Below are 17,206 nucleotides of genomic sequence, written 5' to 3'. Positions count from 1 at the left end.
AAGCAAAATGACACATTAAGAGGTTATTAACATGGATTTTAGATTAAATGATGAGCAGGAACTGTTTGTAGACGGTATCCGCGAACTAATGGCAAGTGAGAATTGGGAAGCGTATTTCGCACAATGTGATCGCGAAAGTAAATACCCAGAGCGTTTCGTCAAAGCGTTAGCCGATATGGAAATCGACAACCTGCTTATCCCTGAAGAGCATGGCGGATTAAATGCGGGCTTTGTGACCGTCGCCGCTATTTGGATGGAGTTAGGTCGTTTAGGTGCACCAACTTATGTGCTTTACCAATTACCGGGGGGATTTAACACCGTATTGCGTGAAGGTACACAAGAGCAGATCGACAAAATTATGGCTTTCCGCGGTACGGGTAAACAGATGTGGAACTCGGCAATCACAGAACCAGGAGCAGGCTCTGACGTCGGTAGTTTACAAACCACTTATACCCGTAAAGATGGCAAAGTTTACCTTAACGGTAGCAAATGCTTTATCACCAGTAGTGCTTATACCCCTTATGTTGTTGTGATGAGTCGTGATGCGGCATCCCCTGATAAACCCGTCTTTACCGAATGGTTTGTCGATATGAGCAAACCGGGTATCAAAGTTAATAAATTGGAAAAACTGGGTTTACGCATGGATAGCTGTTGTGAAATCACTTTCGACAACGTGGAACTTGAAGAAAAAGATATGTTTGGTCGTGAAGGTAACGGCTTTAATCGCGTTAAAGAAGAGTTTGATCACGAACGTTTCTTAGTGGCGTTAACTAACTACGGTACCGCAATGTGTGCCTTTGAAGATGCTGCGCGTTATGCCAACCAACGAGTGCAATTTGGTGAAGCAATTGGTCGTTTCCAATTAATTCAAGAAAAATTTGCTCATATGGCGATCAAACTCAATTCAATGCGCAACATGTTATATGAAACTGCATGGAAAAGTGACAACAACTTAATCACTTCCGGTGATGCCGCGATGTGTAAATATTTCTGTGCTAACGCAGCTTTTGAAGTGGTTGATAGCGCAATGCAAGTATTAGGTGGTGTGGGTATTGCAGGTGAACACCGTATTTCTCGCTTCTGGCGTGACCTTCGTGTTGACCGTGTTTCAGGTGGTTCTGATGAAATGCAGATCCTGACCTTAGGACGTTCAGTACTTAAACAGTATCGCTAATTGATGATGAACAACTCTCTTATCATCTGATGAGGGAGTTTTCACCAAGCCCACTGACGAGGTGACGCTATGACAGAACATTTACCAATGCCACAATTCGGTCCCCTTTCAGGGGTACGTGTTGTGTTTTCAGGAATTGAAATTGCAGGACCATTTGCAGGACAAATGTTTGCAGAATGGGGTGCAGAAGTTATTTGGATTGAAAACGTTGCATGGGCTGACACTATTCGTGTTCAACCGCATTATCCTCAGCTTTCTCGCCGTAATCTTCATGCTCTTTCTTTAAATATTTTTAAAGATGAAGGACGCGATGCATTTCTGAAGTTGATGGAAACAACCGATATCTTTATTGAAGCCAGTAAAGGTCCAGCCTTTGCGCGCCGCGGTATTACTGACGAAGTACTGTGGGAACATAACCCTAAATTGGTTATCGCGCACTTGTCTGGCTTTGGTCAATATGGCGATCCGCAATACACCAACTTACCGGCTTATAACACCATTGCTCAGGCATTTAGTGGTTACCTCATTCAAAACGGTGATAAAGACCAACCGATGCCAGCCTTCCCTTATACCGCAGACTACTTTTCTGGTATGACGGCAACTACCTCTGCACTAGCAGCGCTGTATAAAGTACAGCAAACAGGTAAAGGGGAAAGCATTGATATCGCCATGTATGAAGTGATGTTGCGCATGGGGCAATACTTTATGATGGACTATTTCAATGGCGGTGAAATTTGCCCTCGTATGACGAAAGGGAAAGATCCTTACTACGCAGGTTGTGGCTTATATCGTTGCCAAGATGGCTATATCGTGATGGAAGTTGTTGGTATTAGTCAAATCGAAGAAATTTTCAAAGATATTGGTATTGCCCATCTTCTTGGTACCCCAGAAGTGCCTGAAGGGACTCAACTTATTCATCGTATTAACTGCCCTCATGGACAACTTTTTGAAGATAAATTAGATGAGTGGTTAGCTAAAAAACCGATCACTGATGTTTTACAACGTCTTTCAGAACTCAATATTGCCAGTGCCAAAGTGCTGACCATTCCTGAACTTGAAGACAATCCGCAATATGTGGCTCGTGAATCGATCACCCAGTGGCAAACCATGAAGGGTGAAACCTGCAAAGGGCCAAATGTCATGCCGAAATTTAAAAATAACCCAGGAAAAATCTGGCGTGGAATGCCATCTCACGGCATGGATACCGCGGCAATTTTGAAAAACATCGGTTATGACGACGAACAAATTAGGGGGCTGGTCGATAAGGGGCTAGCTAAAATCGAAGAGTAATACCGTTTAACGCAGACTCAGTCAAACAGCGAATAGCTGAGTCTGTATTTACGGCAAAAGAATGGGATAACAGTTTAATGGATGTGATTGGCAGACAAAACTTACGTCAAATGTGGGATGATTTGGCTGATGTTTATGGTAAAAAAACAGCGCTAATTTTTGAATCTGCACAAGGAGCAGTGAGACAATTTAGCTACGCTGAATTAAATGAAGAGATCAATAGAACTGCAAATCTCTTTCATGCCTATGGCATAAAAAAAGGCGACCATGTTGCCTTGCATCTTGATAACTGCCCTGAATTTTTCTTTTGCTGGTTTGGGCTTGCCAAAATAGGCGCTGTGATGGTGCCGATTAATGCGCGTTTTATGTATGAAGAAAGTGCATGGATAATCAATCACTGCCAAGCCCATTATGTGGTTACTCGCGATAATTTCTATCCTATTTATCAACCTATGTTACAGGATGAACAATCTTCTTTAACGCAACTGTTTTTAATTTCCGAAAACAGTATTCCAGCTGAAAAAGGGGTTGTGGATTTTTTAAAACAGAAAGCCACTCATCCTGTTACCCTGAATCATCACACACCATTAAGTGTCGATGATACTGCTGAAATTCTTTTTACCTCGGGCACAACCTCTCAGCCAAAAGGGGTGGTTATCACCCATTATAATCTGCGCTTTGCGGGTTATTACTCATCATGGCAAAACGCATTACGTGAAGATGATATTTATCTCACCGTGATGCCCGCCTTTCATATCGATTGTCAATGTACCGCTTCATTAGCGGCATTTTCTGTAGGTGCCACCTTTGTTTTGCTCGAAAAATACAGTGCTAGAGCCTTCTGGAAACAGATCCTTAAGTATCAAGCAACGGTAACAGAGTGCATTCCAATGATGATGAGAACCTTAATGGCGCAACCTGTTTCATCAGAAGAAAAACAGCACAAATTACGTGAAGTGATGTTTTACCTTAATCTTGCCGACGAAGAGAAAGATGCCTTTCTTGAACGCTTTAACGTGCGATTACTCACCTCTTATGGCATGACCGAAACTATCGTTGGTTTAATTGGCGATAGACCCGGTGATAAACGCCGCTGGCCATCTATTGGTAGACCCGGTTTTTGTTATCAAGCACAAATTAGAGATAAGCAAAATAACCAAGTCGCAGAGGGTGAAATTGGTGAGATTTGCGTAAAAGGCGAACCCGGAAAAACCTTATTCAAAGAGTATTACAACCGTCCTGATGCAACAGCAAAAGCGCTAGATCCTGATGGTTGGTTACATACTGGCGATTACGGTTATCAGGATGATGAAGGCTTCTTTTACTTTGTTGATCGCAGTTGCAATATGATCAAACGCGGTGGCGAGAATGTCTCTTGTGTTGAAATCGAAAACATCATTACTGCACATCCTAAAATCCAAGATGTTGCTGTGATTGGTGTACCTGATGATATTCGCGATGAAGCGATTAAAGCGTTCGTTGTGCTGGTTGAAGGTGAAACATTGAGTGAAGAAGATTTTTTCCTTTTCTGTGAACAACATATGGCGAAATTTAAAGTGCCATCGTGGGTAGCGTTTAGAGAAGGCTTACCTCGTAACTGTTCAGGAAAAGTGATTAAAAAGCATTTGAAATAGGGAGTATTACATAGGTTGGTTTCAGAAATAGCAAAAATAACCTCAATCATAAATTTTTATTTTTGATGACTAAAAGGAACAGAACATGAGCCAATCATTACATCTTACAACCCGTGGTTCAGTACTTGAAATTGTATTAGACCGCCCAAAAGCCAACGCGATTGATGCAAAAACCAGTCATGAAATGGGCGAAGTTTTTCTACGTTTTCGTGATGATCCGAGCTTACGTGTAGCGATTATTACAGGTGCTGGCGAACGTTTCTTTTCTGCGGGTTGGGATTTAAAAGCCGCCGCTGAAGGTGAAGCGCCTGATGCAGACTTTGGTGCGGGTGGTTTTGCAGGTTTAACTGAACTTTTTGATCTTGATAAACCTGTTATTGCCGCCGTTAACGGCTATGCTTTTGGTGGCGGTTTTGAATTAGCACTCGCAGCAGACATGATGGTATGTGCTGAAAATGCGTCATTTGCTTTACCAGAAGCACAATTAGGCATTGTCCCTGACAGCGGTGGTGTATTGCGTTTACCAAAACGTCTACCACCGGCTATTGTCAATGAGATGCTAATGACAGGTCGTCGTATGAGTGCCGAAGAAGCACTACGCTGGGGTATTGCAAACCGCGTTGTTAGTAGCGAAGACTTGATGGAAAGCGCGCGTGAATTAGCCGACCAAATTGCCAATAGCGCCCCACTTGCCGTTGCTGCATTAAAAGAGATTTATCGAGCCACCAGCGAGCTTTCTGTTGAAGAGGGTTACAAATTAATGCGCAGTGGCGTACTAAAACATTACCCAAGTGTCTTACATTCAGAAGATGCCACAGAAGGCCCTCTCGCCTTTGCTGAAAAACGTGCACCTGAATGGAAAGGACGGTAATTATCGTTAATCTCGATATATAACGATAATAGAACCAAGAGGAAAACTGATGAGTATCTATGCTTTTGAAGGTCTTATTCCTGTAGTGCATCCAACAGCTTATGTGCATCCATCTGCTGTATTAATTGGTGATGTGATTATTGGTGCTGGTGTTTATATCGGTCCTTTAGCTTCACTAAGAGGCGACTATGGACGCTTGATTGTAGAAGCAGGCGCAAACCTTCAAGACGGTTGTATCATGCATGGTTATACCGATATGGATACTATTGTAAGAGAAAATGGACATATTGGGCATGGTGCTATTCTTCATAGTTGTATTATCGGACGTGATAGTTTAGTCGGCATGAACAGTGTGATTATGGATGGTGCTGTGATTGGTGAAGAGAGCATTGTGGCGGCAATGAGTTTTGTTAAAGCGGGTTTTCAAGGGCAACCTCGTCAAATGTTAATGGGTAGCCCAGTAAAACATGTGCGTGATGTTACCGATGAAGATATGCAATGGAAGCGAATGAACACGCGTGAATATCAAGATTTAGCGATTCGTTGTCGTAAAAGCTTAGTAGAAACAACGCCATTAACAGAGCCAGAACTTAATCGTCCTCGATTAAAAGGCACAACAGACGTTAAGCCAAAAGGTCAGTAGCAAACAGCGACAGGCGTAACAACGCCTGTCGTACTTTGTAGTGAGACGTTAATCAATCCGCTTAACGACGTTGCGATTTAGACAACATCCATTGCCATTTCTGCTCATGATTTAATCCATGAGGGATCATATCAGCCATTTTTTCGGGTGAACTTTGGTTACCTTTAGTTTGAAGATGACCTTTCAAACGAGAATAGAGCTGAGGATCGATATGACTGACTTTGATCATACGCTGGCATTGGCATCCCCTACCTTCAAGCTGATTAGGAACGCTTTTGGTTTCACACTCAATTTCTCGCACATCAGAAAGAATGTAGGAAACAATATTAATGGCATTACACTGGGGAATATCGAATTTTTTAGCAATCTCTTTTGCACTAACCCAGCACGCTTGCTCTTGTACCCAGTTTGCTATTAACAAATATAGAGGTTTATCCATGTATTCTTCACACATATTTACTCCAATATTACCAATAAAAGGTTATGTATCTCTAAATAAAGATAATAACTGTATATGTTAATTTTAATTGCACCGCGGAGTATCGGTTTTCCCTGTTAATTTAGTAATTAAACTCATATTTAAATATAATATTTAGTTTTGCATTAACAACCAAACCCTTTAATTAACACACCTATTACAACTTATTATTTTGCTATTAATTTTAGAAACAATAACAACCAAACAGAGTAAAAATAGAATTAACACCTATTAAAAAACAGTAAGTAAAATAGACTTGAAATATAACAAATTGATAAATAACGATAATTTATGATAGCAAAATATAAATTCAGATTATATTATTAATCCATTTCTAGACTAACAATATAGTAATGGATTTAAATTTAGATTGCCAGAAAGGTGACTTATAATTAGATATAAATCAATATTCGTTTATTTTAAGCTATAAAAATCCAGTTATTAATACATTAGTAAAAGTGAAGATTAATATCTCCATATAACAAAATTGATAAATTAAGTGCTATATAACGCGATAGCACTTAGTCTCATATTATTAATTTGATTATAAAAAACGACGATCAAATGCGGTTTGCCAATCATCAGCAAATTTATTCACCGCATCATCGACAACAGGTGAATGAATTATCGAATAGGCAAGTTCAACAGGTAGTGTTACCGCAGAAGCACCCGCTAGCAAACAATCGACTACTTGGCGTGGTGTTTTAAAACTCGCAGCTAAGATTTTTGTCGGTAAATTATGCATGGTGATTAAGGTTTGTAGTTCTTTTACCACTCTTACACCGTCAGAGCCTTGTCTGTCCATACGATGCACATAAGGAGCAATATAATCTGCACCGGCTAATGCCGCCATTAACCCTTGAGAAACACTGTAAATCGCGGTGCCTAACACCAGCATATTTTTCTGTTTTAATTGTTTAATAGCGATAAGCCCAGCTTCTGTAACCGGAATTTTAATCACCGTGTTATCAGCAATATTGCCAATACGCAGCGCTTCTTCAATCATGGTATCCACATCACTGGCAATCACTTGTGCAAATATGCGACCGTTCCCCCCCATTGCTGCTTTTAATTCAGGCAGTAGGGTTTCAATATCTTGTGCGGATTTAGCAATAATAGAAGGATTGGTGGTGACACCGGCAATAGGAAGCACTTGAGAGAGTTTTCTGACTTCTTCAATATCTGCGGTATCTAAATAGATTTCCATAATTGTGCCTCAATGATGTTGGTTTTAAGCTAAATAATTATAGATATAGGTTAGAAAGTAGCATTGTAAGCGTGGGATTTCCAGTCTATTAGATAAAAGCAGAGCCTCCAACGAGGCTCTATTAATTAATTATTAATTATTAATAATCAACAGTAATATTTAATATTATTAAAATTTAATATTAGTACCTGTTAAATTAAATAGATCTATTTATTTAAAAACTCAGCATCAATCACTTGATAAAAAGCATTACCCGTATCCGCGATATCCCAAACCCCTAAAATAATATGATAGCCTACTCTTTCTGGTATATTACAGTCGAGCTCTACGGTACTCATCGGCATTTTCCCATTATCAAATCGCTGACAAAAAGGGGTTAAATCTAAATCATTTCGAGTCAGGGGTTTATTAACATCCCACTCTGGTTTAGTAATAAAAAATCGCCATGACGCGGTGCTATGCCGAGCAGTTAATGTCCATTTAAATATATTATCTCCACTTTCCATTTTCACTTTATGCCAACGAGTTGCACTTTGTGCATTTAACGCAGCAAAAGCAGCATTTCCTCCACTGGCAATTTCGCCATCTTTAATTGTATTATTAGGAAATCCTTTAGGACCTTCAATAGATTGCGGCTCATACTGTATTGAACCACAATTTTTATTTAGACTTTTCCCTTTAGATGAACAGAGAAACGCACGACTGGGTGGCTTATCTATATAGCCATGCTTCAATGTGACATCAGCAGATGCTGTTGAAATAAATCCAACTGATAATAATAATGTAGCCGTAAATACCATAAGTTTATTTTTCTTCATAAAAAATCCTCAATAATTATTAAAAGTTTTTAAAATATAATGATCGTTTCAATCACAATAGATATTAGTCAAAAATAGATAATTAAATATCCATTTATTAATATTTGTGAGCAATATCGCGATTTAATTTAATAACAAAATGGGACTAAAATAGTCATTTAATATTTATTAGATATAAAATTCATTATGGAAACAAAAACAAATCATTAAAAAATATAAAGAAAGTAAATATTAAACAACATTTACACTATTAGATTTTATCAACTCTCATTATTAAAATAATTTTTAATACATGTTTATTGAGAAAATAATCACACTTAAACTAAATATTATATATAAACAAGTAGCATTGTGCATTGTGATAGAAGGAATTCTAGTGGAATTATTTTATTGTAAAAGACCAAACCTTAAATAAGGCTTGGTCAATGACATCTATTTCCTTATAAAAATCGAATGATAAATATTATATTTAGGAGAATTCTCTGAAGAACGACAGAATGAGCAAGTGATAGTATCGTAATTAATGCCTTTATTTTTTAACCCATTCAAAACGACTTGCAATGGCGTCTTTGGCGTAGATTTATCTAAGGTTAAAATATCTGATTTAAGCGTTGGCATTTTATATCCGATTGTTTCAGCATAGCGATTGAGTGATATCGCATTGCCATAAACTGTATCGTCAAAATCCATATGCGGACTTAATTGATAATCTTTCACTTTATTAGGTTCACTACTCCCAGTTATACCTAGCACACCTTTCTCTGCAAGGATCTTCTCTGCATTTTTTGTCTTAGCCGTCACACCTGTATTTGATACTGAAGCAAACGTATAATCTCTCTTTGCTGCTACAGTGACAATTGATGGGTTTTGGATTGTTAGAACTGTATCATGAGGATTAAGAAAATTGAGTGTAACCCCCTCTGGTACATTGATATCCCTCGTTCTAGAATCAAAATGACCGTGAGCAAAAATAATTAGATTTTTTGACTGCCCCTCTCGTGTTGAGAACAGTTTAAATTTTGTCCTCTCTGATACATTTAACTCACTGACTGTATAGTGTTCATCTCTTTTATTATCCCATGCATCACCGGAAGAATGATCCTGAATAAACGACTCAATTCCAGAGGTACTAGGTATTGATGTCGCCAGCTTAGACTCTGTTGGCAATCCATGCATAAGATATCCACTCGTGCTAGGTTTTATAACACTCTCTCTTGTAGTATTAAGCTCAATAGGGCTTGGTACTACAGAATTAGGTCGTCTACGACCACACTTAAAAAAATTTAAAAAACGTGACAACCATTTTGGCTTTCGCCCATCAGGATCATACAACGTCACAGGATTATTACGCACCATGCGGTATAAATTCAGCCCATCCACCGTACCCGCTGGGTCGGCACTTAACCAACGCCCCACCCACGGTTGATAATAACGATAACCGTAGTAATAAAGCCCTGTTGCATCTTTCTCTTTACCGGAATAACGAATGGTTTTATAGGTCGCTTCTAGCGCATTCTGGCTAAACCAAATTGCGGTACCGCCATAAGGGTAATACTCTTCATAGCTCACTAACTGCCCTTGACCATCGGTTTCTAATCCACGATTACCCATAAGATCATCATAGCTATAACGCAGTTGGTTATTTTCAATCTCTTTAGGTAAACCAATTTCCCAACATAACGCTCTGACATTGGCACTTGTACCTGTGTGAATTTGTACTACATCATATTTTTGCTTAATAGATTGATCTGGTTTTTTATAGTGCCATTTTTCAATATTTGGCAGATACATTGTCTCAATACTCTCATGATTTCCCATATAGGTTGCTCGATCATAAGGAATATCATGTTGTCTTATTTTTACAGTGCGTTGGTTTGAGCTGTTATAGCAGTAACTTTCATTATTAAATGAACTACTATTAATATTATGGGTCGTTTTCTCTAATGTATTACGCGCACTCCAGGTTAATTCAGCTCCCGTTGATAACGTTGTTAAATTACCACTGACATCAAAATAGCTATCCACTTTTTTGGGATCTGAACATTGGGATTTTAATAAAGCCCGATTAGTTTTATTTGAAACGATAATATCTTGAGTAAAGCTTTGTTGTGCAATCGAAGAAGTGTGGCGAATTTGGGTTAAATTGCCGCCTCTATCATAAGTGTATAAACGGGTGTAATTAGTATAGCTTTGCGTATCTTTGACTAACGTTGTCACTGGCTGAGATTGCATTGAAGCCGGTGTTTGCTGATTGGCGGATTCACGCCCTGTTGCACTAATTAATTGATACAGTGAGTCATAAATATAGCGATTTTCAGGCACCACTTTCTGATTACGCCAGTAACGCGTCGCTTCTGCATCATTTTTTAGGCAAATAATATTACCGACAGGATCATACTCATAACGTAGATCTTGCATGATTTTTGCCCCTAAGGCATGACCTTGAGGACGCTCTGTTTTAATATGCCGTAAACGTTGCGTTTCTGGCTCATATTCATAGGTGGTGACTAATCCATTACCCTGCTCTTCACGCAGTTTTTGCCCCGCCGCTGAATAGGTGAGTGAACGTAAAATAACGTGTTCTGCTTGCCCTTTTAACGTTAGCCAAGACTGTTTAACAAAACCGGCAATATCGTAGGCAATACGACGCTGATGACCAGCACTATCCGTTTCTGTTAATACCGCCCCAGTGGCATCACAAATACGTTGGGTAATGTGCTTTTCAGCTGCTTGAATATTTTCATCATGTCCATCACCAACAGTCCAATTAATAAATTCACCATTCGTGAGCAGTTGTTGCGTTTCGGATAACACATCACCATGTAGTGAATAACTGTTATAGGTTTTTAGCCCTGCACTATCAAAATGTTCAATACATCTACCCACTAGATTATTGCTAATATGTGTGTCAAAATTACTTTCTCCCCACTTAAATCGTTGTATCTGTGTTGTACGACTTTCACCTAGCTTTCCTTCTTTAATACTTTCTAAATTGCGCACAAAGCGTTGATCAGCATATTCATAAGTCATCACCGTACCTTGTGCATTAATTTGTTGTGCCGCTAGACCTTCAATATCATTAAGAGTAAAGCTCACACCATTATCAATCCCTTGAGATAAAGTAATGGCGCCACCTAAACTCACCGTTTGTTGAATATTAGGCTGAATGCTGGCGTCTGACTGTTGTGTGTCATACAGTCTTGCATCAATACTGCGCTCTAAATAACCACGTGCATGATAGTGATGGCGCGTAATGCGTTCATCTGTTTTATCCAGTGAATCAGGATGACGACAATAGTTAATTTCACGAATGGACGCTCCACGATTATCATGGATCACCACGCTGGGTGTTCGTGAATAGCGTTGTTGACTTAATTTGTTCATAATATTTCCTTAATTTCTTTGTTATCTGCTTATTAGCTCGTTGATAATAATAATGTTTCTACCGCTTTTTTATCGCTATTACATTTTTCTAATACCAATAATAAACGGGCGACATAATCGGGATAATCCCCCCATACACTCACGTTAAATAACGGTGCAGAACACGGTAATAATAAGTGTTGAGGGATAAACTTATCGACGCTCTGCGTTGTTGTTAATGGCGTTTTGCTGCAACCGGATAACAGCATCAGGCACAGGCTCATTAGCACAAGGTGCTTGTGCCACAAGTTGATGCAACTCTTGACGTATTGCATGATTTTCTTCCTCTAAATAGCGTTGTTCCTTTTGTTGGTGCGTTAATGTTTCAGACACTTTTTCGGCTTGTTCATGCCATTGCAATAATTGGGATTGCAATGTTCTTTGCTGATATTCAAGCTGACTGTTTTGATCAGACAGTTTACTGATTTGATTGTGTTGATAACGAATAACCAGAAGCGTGATAATAATGGTTAATAGCACGCCTCCTTTGACGCCCCAACGTAATAGCCAAGCTATATTCATGGGTAAATCTCTCGACAAAGTTCATAATGAGGGCCATCACGCAGTGAAACCCAATCACCGCCCCAATTAATAGAGACCCCAAATTGACGAGCCGCTTGTTTCATTGCCTGTGCCACTGACTCAAAAGCCGACCAATCTTGCCAAGGGATAACACCGTCAACTAACGGTACAATATCCACCGCATGACCGGTTAAATGCCGGCTATTGAGGGTTTTACTTGCACCTTGTTTCATTAACTCTTTTTGGCGTTCTAATGAACGAACGCCTTCAATCACCACAAAATCATATTTACTCAATGTCAAAGCCAGAAAAACCACACGAATTAAATCTTGGTGTACATCGTTTAGATTATTTTGACTGCGTTGACTCAATGTATAAGTGCTCATTTTGGCTCCTTAAGATTGTTCACACCAAAAACACGATTCCATAACCAAATAAGTGTTGTGCTTCCCATTGAACCAAATAGCCCTGCAATCATGTAAGACATATAGCGACTTGCTCCACTTTCAAAACTTAACAAGCCCCCTAATAGCCCAGTAAAAACTGAGATAACCACTTGGCTGGTAATTCCGCACCAAGACCACTGTATTTGTTTCTGTTTTATTTCCATTAAATACCTCACGATACCGCCCCAGGCTGAAAATCCACCGATAATCATCCAAGCGAGTGCATCGCTTTCAGATGGGATTGCGACCAGCATAATAAAATTCCTACGTTAAGCGGGTTAGAGTAAGAAGAGGCAATAACCCGCATTTCATCACCTTATGTTAAAGTGTCATTTTCATCTTCCTGCACAATAAACCAAGGTGTCACAAGGGTATTACGCTGATAACCTTTGGCGGTAATAACCCGATATAAACGACCCAATGCGTCATAGTAGTGAGTATCAGCAAAACGATTTTGCTGAGCAGAACTATCAGCGAGATAACGCCAGTCATTAAGAAAGTAAGGTTGATAAACCCGCTTTACATTCCCTTTGTTGTCATACTCTGTTTCACCTGAAATAGCCCAACGCGTCGCAGTGCTCTTTTGTTGTGCTCGCTGATTTTTATCAACCCTCAGTGTGGCATTATCGCTACGTAAAAAGGCTTCACCGGCTTCTACTCTGATAGAGGTTTGCAGTAAGCGACCAAAACCATCACTAAAAGCAATTTGTTGGCGAATTTGCTGCAGTGAGTCACTGTCATAACGGTCTGTCATGATTTGCAATGCATGAGGGGGTAATTTTGCTGATGTTGACATCCAACTGTCTGTCACATACACAAACCCAGTCGCAATCGGCAGTGGCGAGGTTAATGCTAAAGCCCCATCGATGGTTGTCGGCATAGTAAACGCTTTATCGCTATAACCGCTTTGTTTGCCGTCCTCCGTTCCTGAAAAACGCGTCGTCGTCACACGACCTAAACCATCAAACGTCACTTGATGAATATTATGGTTGGCATCAGTAATCGAATTAGGCGATAAAAAACGCCAATCGTAAGTGAGATGAAAATCCTGCATATTCAGAGGGGATCCTTTACCCATTAATGCGCAAAATTGTTTATCCCATAACAGGTTGTAATCACAAGAAAGCGCAGACTGTTTATACACCAGCGGTTTGTAAAACTGAGCTAAAGTACCGTAGGTTTTGACACCTAATAACTGTTTTATCCACAGCTGTTTATCTTTCTCTTTTTCATCAGCAAACTGATAATTTGCTTGTGAATAACCCGCATCTTTCAGTACTTTATCAAGCTGTAATTGAGGATAAGGCTGCGATAATACTTTTGCTGTCTCTTCATCCAATTCTGCGATTTCTGTATAAGCCAAACGAATTGGGAAATCAGGTGTTTCCAAAGTTGCCTTATTATCAGCATCCATATAGGCAAACTGCTGCTGACCGGCAAATACGAATGCTGATTTTTGTGTGAGCAAATTATTAGTTGCTAATAATGCTTCGACACTTAAGCCTTCTTTAGGCTGTATTTCAGCGCCAAATGTCAAAACATCATGACGACTTGCCTTGGCAACACCGAGCTGATAAATCTGCTTTTCTGAAATATCAAGATGATGACAAGTCTGACGTGATAAGCCTAAACGTAAGCTTTGTTGCTGTTTGTCATAACTTGATGCCCATAAGGTATCTGGCAAACTCTCATAATGCTGATACGGATTTTTTGCGCCTTTAGCGCGTCTTGGGTAATCAACAGAAACCGCTTTAGAGACAACACCATAGCTATCTTGCTCTAAGGTAATTTGTTGATGACAAGTAGGATCAGACGCAATACGCTCATAATGATAAGCACGGCTCTCAACCACAGATGGCATCACCACAGGGGAACTTCCTTGTGCTTCAATCAAACGCACTTGTGGGCGCTGTTCTGTTACGGCATAAGGTACGGTTGATACCGTTGAATTATCCAATCCATAGACTTCACTTCTTATTAACGTGCCTTGCAGTCCACGCTCAAGCCAATAATTTTGTTGTTGACGTAAATCGCTATCGCACTCTTTTTCTGCACTCCCTTCACCTTGCGTAAAACGAGGAGTAAATTGTGGAAATGCCGCGTTATCGCCCTGCCAAAATTCATCAGCAAATTTGGCATCAACAGACGGTTTCCCGGTAAAAAACCACTGACGCGTTAATGCATTTGGGGTTTTATCCGCGCTGTTTTCTTCGCTTTTAAATGACTCCGCATTAGTGACTTCAACACACCCAAAACCACGAAACTCTTTCTCTTTACCATCCCATACACCATGGCGATAGTTATGAGTTTGCGTTAAACGACTTTGTGTTATTTCATCAACGGTTTCAATTTGCCACAGAGTATGCAGCGCAAAAGGCAGATGGCTGACGGCTTTTTCTTTACCTTGCTGTGTTCTTGCTAATTTTTCATCCAACCAATATTGTGCTGAACTACGATAATGCAGATGTTGAACCCTCCCCATATTGTTATTAATCGAGCTTAACAACCACGGTTTTTCATTCTGTAAAGAGAGCACCCAATGTTGTGCTTTAGGTGTCAATTTGGTCAGTAAAATACTGGCAACACCTAAACCTTGCACATCGGCAATTTGTAATTGGCAAAGGTTATCGAAACGCATCCCTTTAGGTAGCGCGATATCGTCACCACGTACAAATTGATTACCGCTTTGGTTAAAATAGACCTCTAAGTGAGTGGATTGAGCATAAATAATATCCGTTGTACCGCTGCCATCTAAATCCGCTAAATAGAGCTGATTAGGATTAAACTTCACGCGATCAGCAGAAAAACCCGTAAGAGTAATAGGAGTACTAAACTTACCATTCCCTAAATGCACCCAACACGTCACACCTTGATAATCCACCTTAATCAGATGTTGTTGACCGGAACCTAATACATCACTAAATGCCACTAAAGTTCGTCGGTTAACGTTTTTAATCGGCAAAGTGACGCCATCAGCCTGCATAATCTCTTTACTTTTTTTCCAGCCTTGCGCTGAACCGGCATAAAGACGAATACTACGAGGACCAATCAACGCTAAATCAGCAAAACCACTGCCTGTTAATGAGGTCATTTCCGCTCGAGGATGAAAATATTCCATCGGAAAGGCATTAAGAGGCACAAAATTTAGCCAGCTTTCTGCTTTTTCTTCATCTTGCGTGTAATAGCCATTCACATTGCCTTGTGTCACTAACCACTCTAATTTGCCGTCACCGGTAATATCCGTCAGCATTGCCGAACCGCGTAATGAAGGAATAATCGGCAATGGCTGCGCTTTATCCCATGTCATTGCATTTGGGTTTTGCTGATCTTCTTTTCTGATCGGTGCGCGATACCACCAAGCGCCGCTATCTTGATACAGCACACCAGCAAGTCCTTCACCTAATAGGTCAACATATTGATAAGGCTGTTGTGGTGAAAATTGCGCCAATTCATCTAATGATTGCCACTGTGCTTGTTGAGCAGAACCCACTTTTTGCCAATCAAATTTTACGGGGGGTAATGTCATCAGCGATTGTGCATCTTTATTGTTATTAAATGCCGATTGCTGCGCTGAAACTAACATGCTACCTGATGCTGATTCATCGTAAGTCAGTGTTAATCTTGAGACTAATTCTGGCGTTTCCGCTTTGGCACTTTGCTGATCTAAACTTTCTAAACGGTGATACATCAGCACTTGGCGACATAAGCGACGAGTACGCACTTCAAAACCGTAATTAAATTGAGAAAAACAGTCTTTACGCACTGCCCATGCTGAACCACTTTGCCATTGCGGATACGTTGCTAATGCGCTACTGCGTTCACCGTAATCAAATACCAAGGTAAACAGTGCGTTATTTGGCAGTGAGTTATCGGTTTTAATACATGAAAAGGCTCTTTCACCAATAGGATTACCGTAATAGACTTTCTCTAAATAGCGCTGTGTATTGGCATGTGGATGTGCTTGAGTCTCTTGCTTATCGCAACCTTGCTCATCTTCAGCACGATATTGATACTCTATTTGCTCACCGGTAGAAGAGACTGAAGCATTCAGGTTCCATTGAGCAATATGACTATTTTCTTCACTATCAAAAAGTTGTGCGGTGGTTTGATAACCAAATAAATGCACATCGCCATTTGCACTTAACATCACCCAAAACTGTTTTGGCGTATTTGCGGGTGCGTTCTTGTCATTAAGTGACCAACACTCAAAACGACTAAAGCTTTTTTCAATACGAGAGCGATAAACAGTCACTTGATATTGATGCGATAAATTCACACCTAATAATTCACTACGCTGTAAAGTTTTAATTTCGCCCTTTTTATTAACAACCGGTACAATTACTTCGCCTTCAGGACCAACAAATTCATCTTGTTGAGTATATGTTGGCACACCTTTTGTTGTACGACGACGAATTGACATCACCCCCACAGACCAACCAAAACCAAAAGCACCGTTACCTGATTGATTGTGATAAGCCAATCCTAACGCGGGTGCATAACCACGACCTTGGCTAATAGGTAATGGCAAACTAAAAGTAGCGGCACCATCCGGACCAACAGCGCCCATATTGCCGGTTAATCCTGTGACTGCACCACCGCCTTTCGGTAAATTTGGCGCATCAAAGGAGAGTTTCTCTGAATTTTGCATGTAGAACTCCTGACAGGCTCCGTAAGGAGCCTGTAATTAATTAAGATTTGGA

Annotated in this window: 14 protein-coding genes; 5 read left to right on the top strand and 9 right to left on the bottom strand. The window is 40.0% G+C overall.

The window, feature by feature from the left end; genetic code table 11:
- The first annotated feature begins 31 nt into the window (after nucleotides 1-31).
- The 5 genes from caiA (at nucleotide 32) to caiE (ending at nucleotide 5,612) form a co-directional block, all read left to right on the top strand.
- Complete coding sequence (caiA, locus tag ABN099_RS12880; RefSeq protein WP_349464231.1) at nucleotides 32-1,174, top strand: crotonobetainyl-CoA dehydrogenase; 1,143 nt, start codon at nucleotides 32-34, stop codon at nucleotides 1,172-1,174.
- A 69-nt stretch (nucleotides 1,175-1,243) separates the two neighbouring features.
- Nucleotides 1,244-2,464: an L-carnitine CoA-transferase gene (gene caiB, locus ABN099_RS12875; protein ID WP_349464230.1), complete on the top strand. Its 1,221-nt coding sequence runs from the start codon at nucleotides 1,244-1,246 to the stop codon at nucleotides 2,462-2,464.
- Between the two features lie 77 nt (nucleotides 2,465-2,541).
- Complete coding sequence (caiC, locus tag ABN099_RS12870; protein WP_349464229.1) at nucleotides 2,542-4,098, top strand: crotonobetaine/carnitine-CoA ligase; 1,557 nt, start codon at nucleotides 2,542-2,544, stop codon at nucleotides 4,096-4,098.
- 85 nt (nucleotides 4,099-4,183) lie between these two features.
- Nucleotides 4,184-4,969: a crotonobetainyl-CoA hydratase gene (gene caiD, locus ABN099_RS12865; protein WP_349464227.1), complete on the top strand. Its 786-nt coding sequence runs from the start codon at nucleotides 4,184-4,186 to the stop codon at nucleotides 4,967-4,969.
- A gap of 49 nt (nucleotides 4,970-5,018) precedes the next feature.
- On the top strand, nucleotides 5,019-5,612 hold the full coding sequence (caiE, locus tag ABN099_RS12860) for a carnitine operon protein CaiE (RefSeq protein ID WP_349464226.1): 594 nt from the start codon (nucleotides 5,019-5,021) through the stop codon (nucleotides 5,610-5,612).
- A 61-nt stretch (nucleotides 5,613-5,673) separates the two neighbouring features.
- On the opposite strand, the gene caiF is transcribed toward caiE, so the two are convergent.
- The 9 genes from caiF to ABN099_RS12820 form a co-directional block, all read right to left on the bottom strand.
- Entirely contained in the window at nucleotides 5,674-6,066 is a 393-nt protein-coding gene (gene caiF, locus ABN099_RS12855) for a carnitine metabolism transcriptional regulator CaiF (protein ID WP_349464225.1), read from the bottom strand.
- 568 nt (nucleotides 6,067-6,634) lie between these two features.
- Nucleotides 6,635-7,297, bottom strand: coding sequence for a fructose-6-phosphate aldolase (fsa, locus tag ABN099_RS12850; protein ID WP_349464224.1), 663 nt, complete (start codon nucleotides 7,295-7,297; stop codon nucleotides 6,635-6,637).
- Nucleotides 7,298-7,503: 206 nt separating this feature from the next.
- Nucleotides 7,504-8,115, bottom strand: coding sequence for a lytic polysaccharide monooxygenase (locus tag ABN099_RS12845; RefSeq protein WP_349464223.1), 612 nt, complete (start codon nucleotides 8,113-8,115; stop codon nucleotides 7,504-7,506).
- 432 nt (nucleotides 8,116-8,547) lie between these two features.
- Nucleotides 8,548-11,499: an RHS repeat-associated core domain-containing protein gene (locus ABN099_RS12840; RefSeq protein WP_349464222.1), complete on the bottom strand. Its 2,952-nt coding sequence runs from the start codon at nucleotides 11,497-11,499 to the stop codon at nucleotides 8,548-8,550.
- A gap of 32 nt (nucleotides 11,500-11,531) precedes the next feature.
- Nucleotides 11,532-11,747, bottom strand: a complete 216-nt coding sequence (gene lysC, locus ABN099_RS19090) for an Rz1-like lysis system protein LysC (protein WP_432807515.1) — start codon at nucleotides 11,745-11,747, stop codon at nucleotides 11,532-11,534.
- Nucleotides 11,692-12,060, bottom strand: a complete 369-nt coding sequence (locus ABN099_RS12835) for a hypothetical protein (RefSeq protein WP_349464220.1) — start codon at nucleotides 12,058-12,060, stop codon at nucleotides 11,692-11,694. The genes lysC and ABN099_RS12835 overlap by 56 nt, the downstream gene beginning before the upstream one ends.
- On the bottom strand, nucleotides 12,057-12,446 hold the full coding sequence (locus ABN099_RS12830) for a M15 family metallopeptidase (protein WP_349464218.1): 390 nt from the start codon (nucleotides 12,444-12,446) through the stop codon (nucleotides 12,057-12,059). Before ABN099_RS12830 ends, ABN099_RS12835 begins: the two co-directional genes overlap by 4 nt.
- Nucleotides 12,443-12,760 carry a phage holin family protein gene (locus tag ABN099_RS12825; protein ID WP_349464216.1) on the bottom strand — a complete coding sequence of 106 codons (318 nt, stop codon included), beginning with the start codon at nucleotides 12,758-12,760 and terminating at the stop codon, nucleotides 12,443-12,445. Before ABN099_RS12825 ends, ABN099_RS12830 begins: the two co-directional genes overlap by 4 nt.
- 62 nt (nucleotides 12,761-12,822) lie before the next feature.
- Nucleotides 12,823-17,154, bottom strand: a complete 4,332-nt coding sequence (locus ABN099_RS12820) for a SpvB/TcaC N-terminal domain-containing protein (RefSeq protein WP_349464215.1) — start codon at nucleotides 17,152-17,154, stop codon at nucleotides 12,823-12,825.
- Nucleotides 17,155-17,206 lie beyond the last annotated feature (52 nt).

Source organism: Proteus hauseri (assembly GCF_040139125.1).
GTDB classification, from domain to species: domain Bacteria; phylum Pseudomonadota; class Gammaproteobacteria; order Enterobacterales; family Enterobacteriaceae; genus Proteus; species Proteus hauseri_B.
This window is presented reverse-complemented; position numbering and strand designations above follow the sequence as displayed.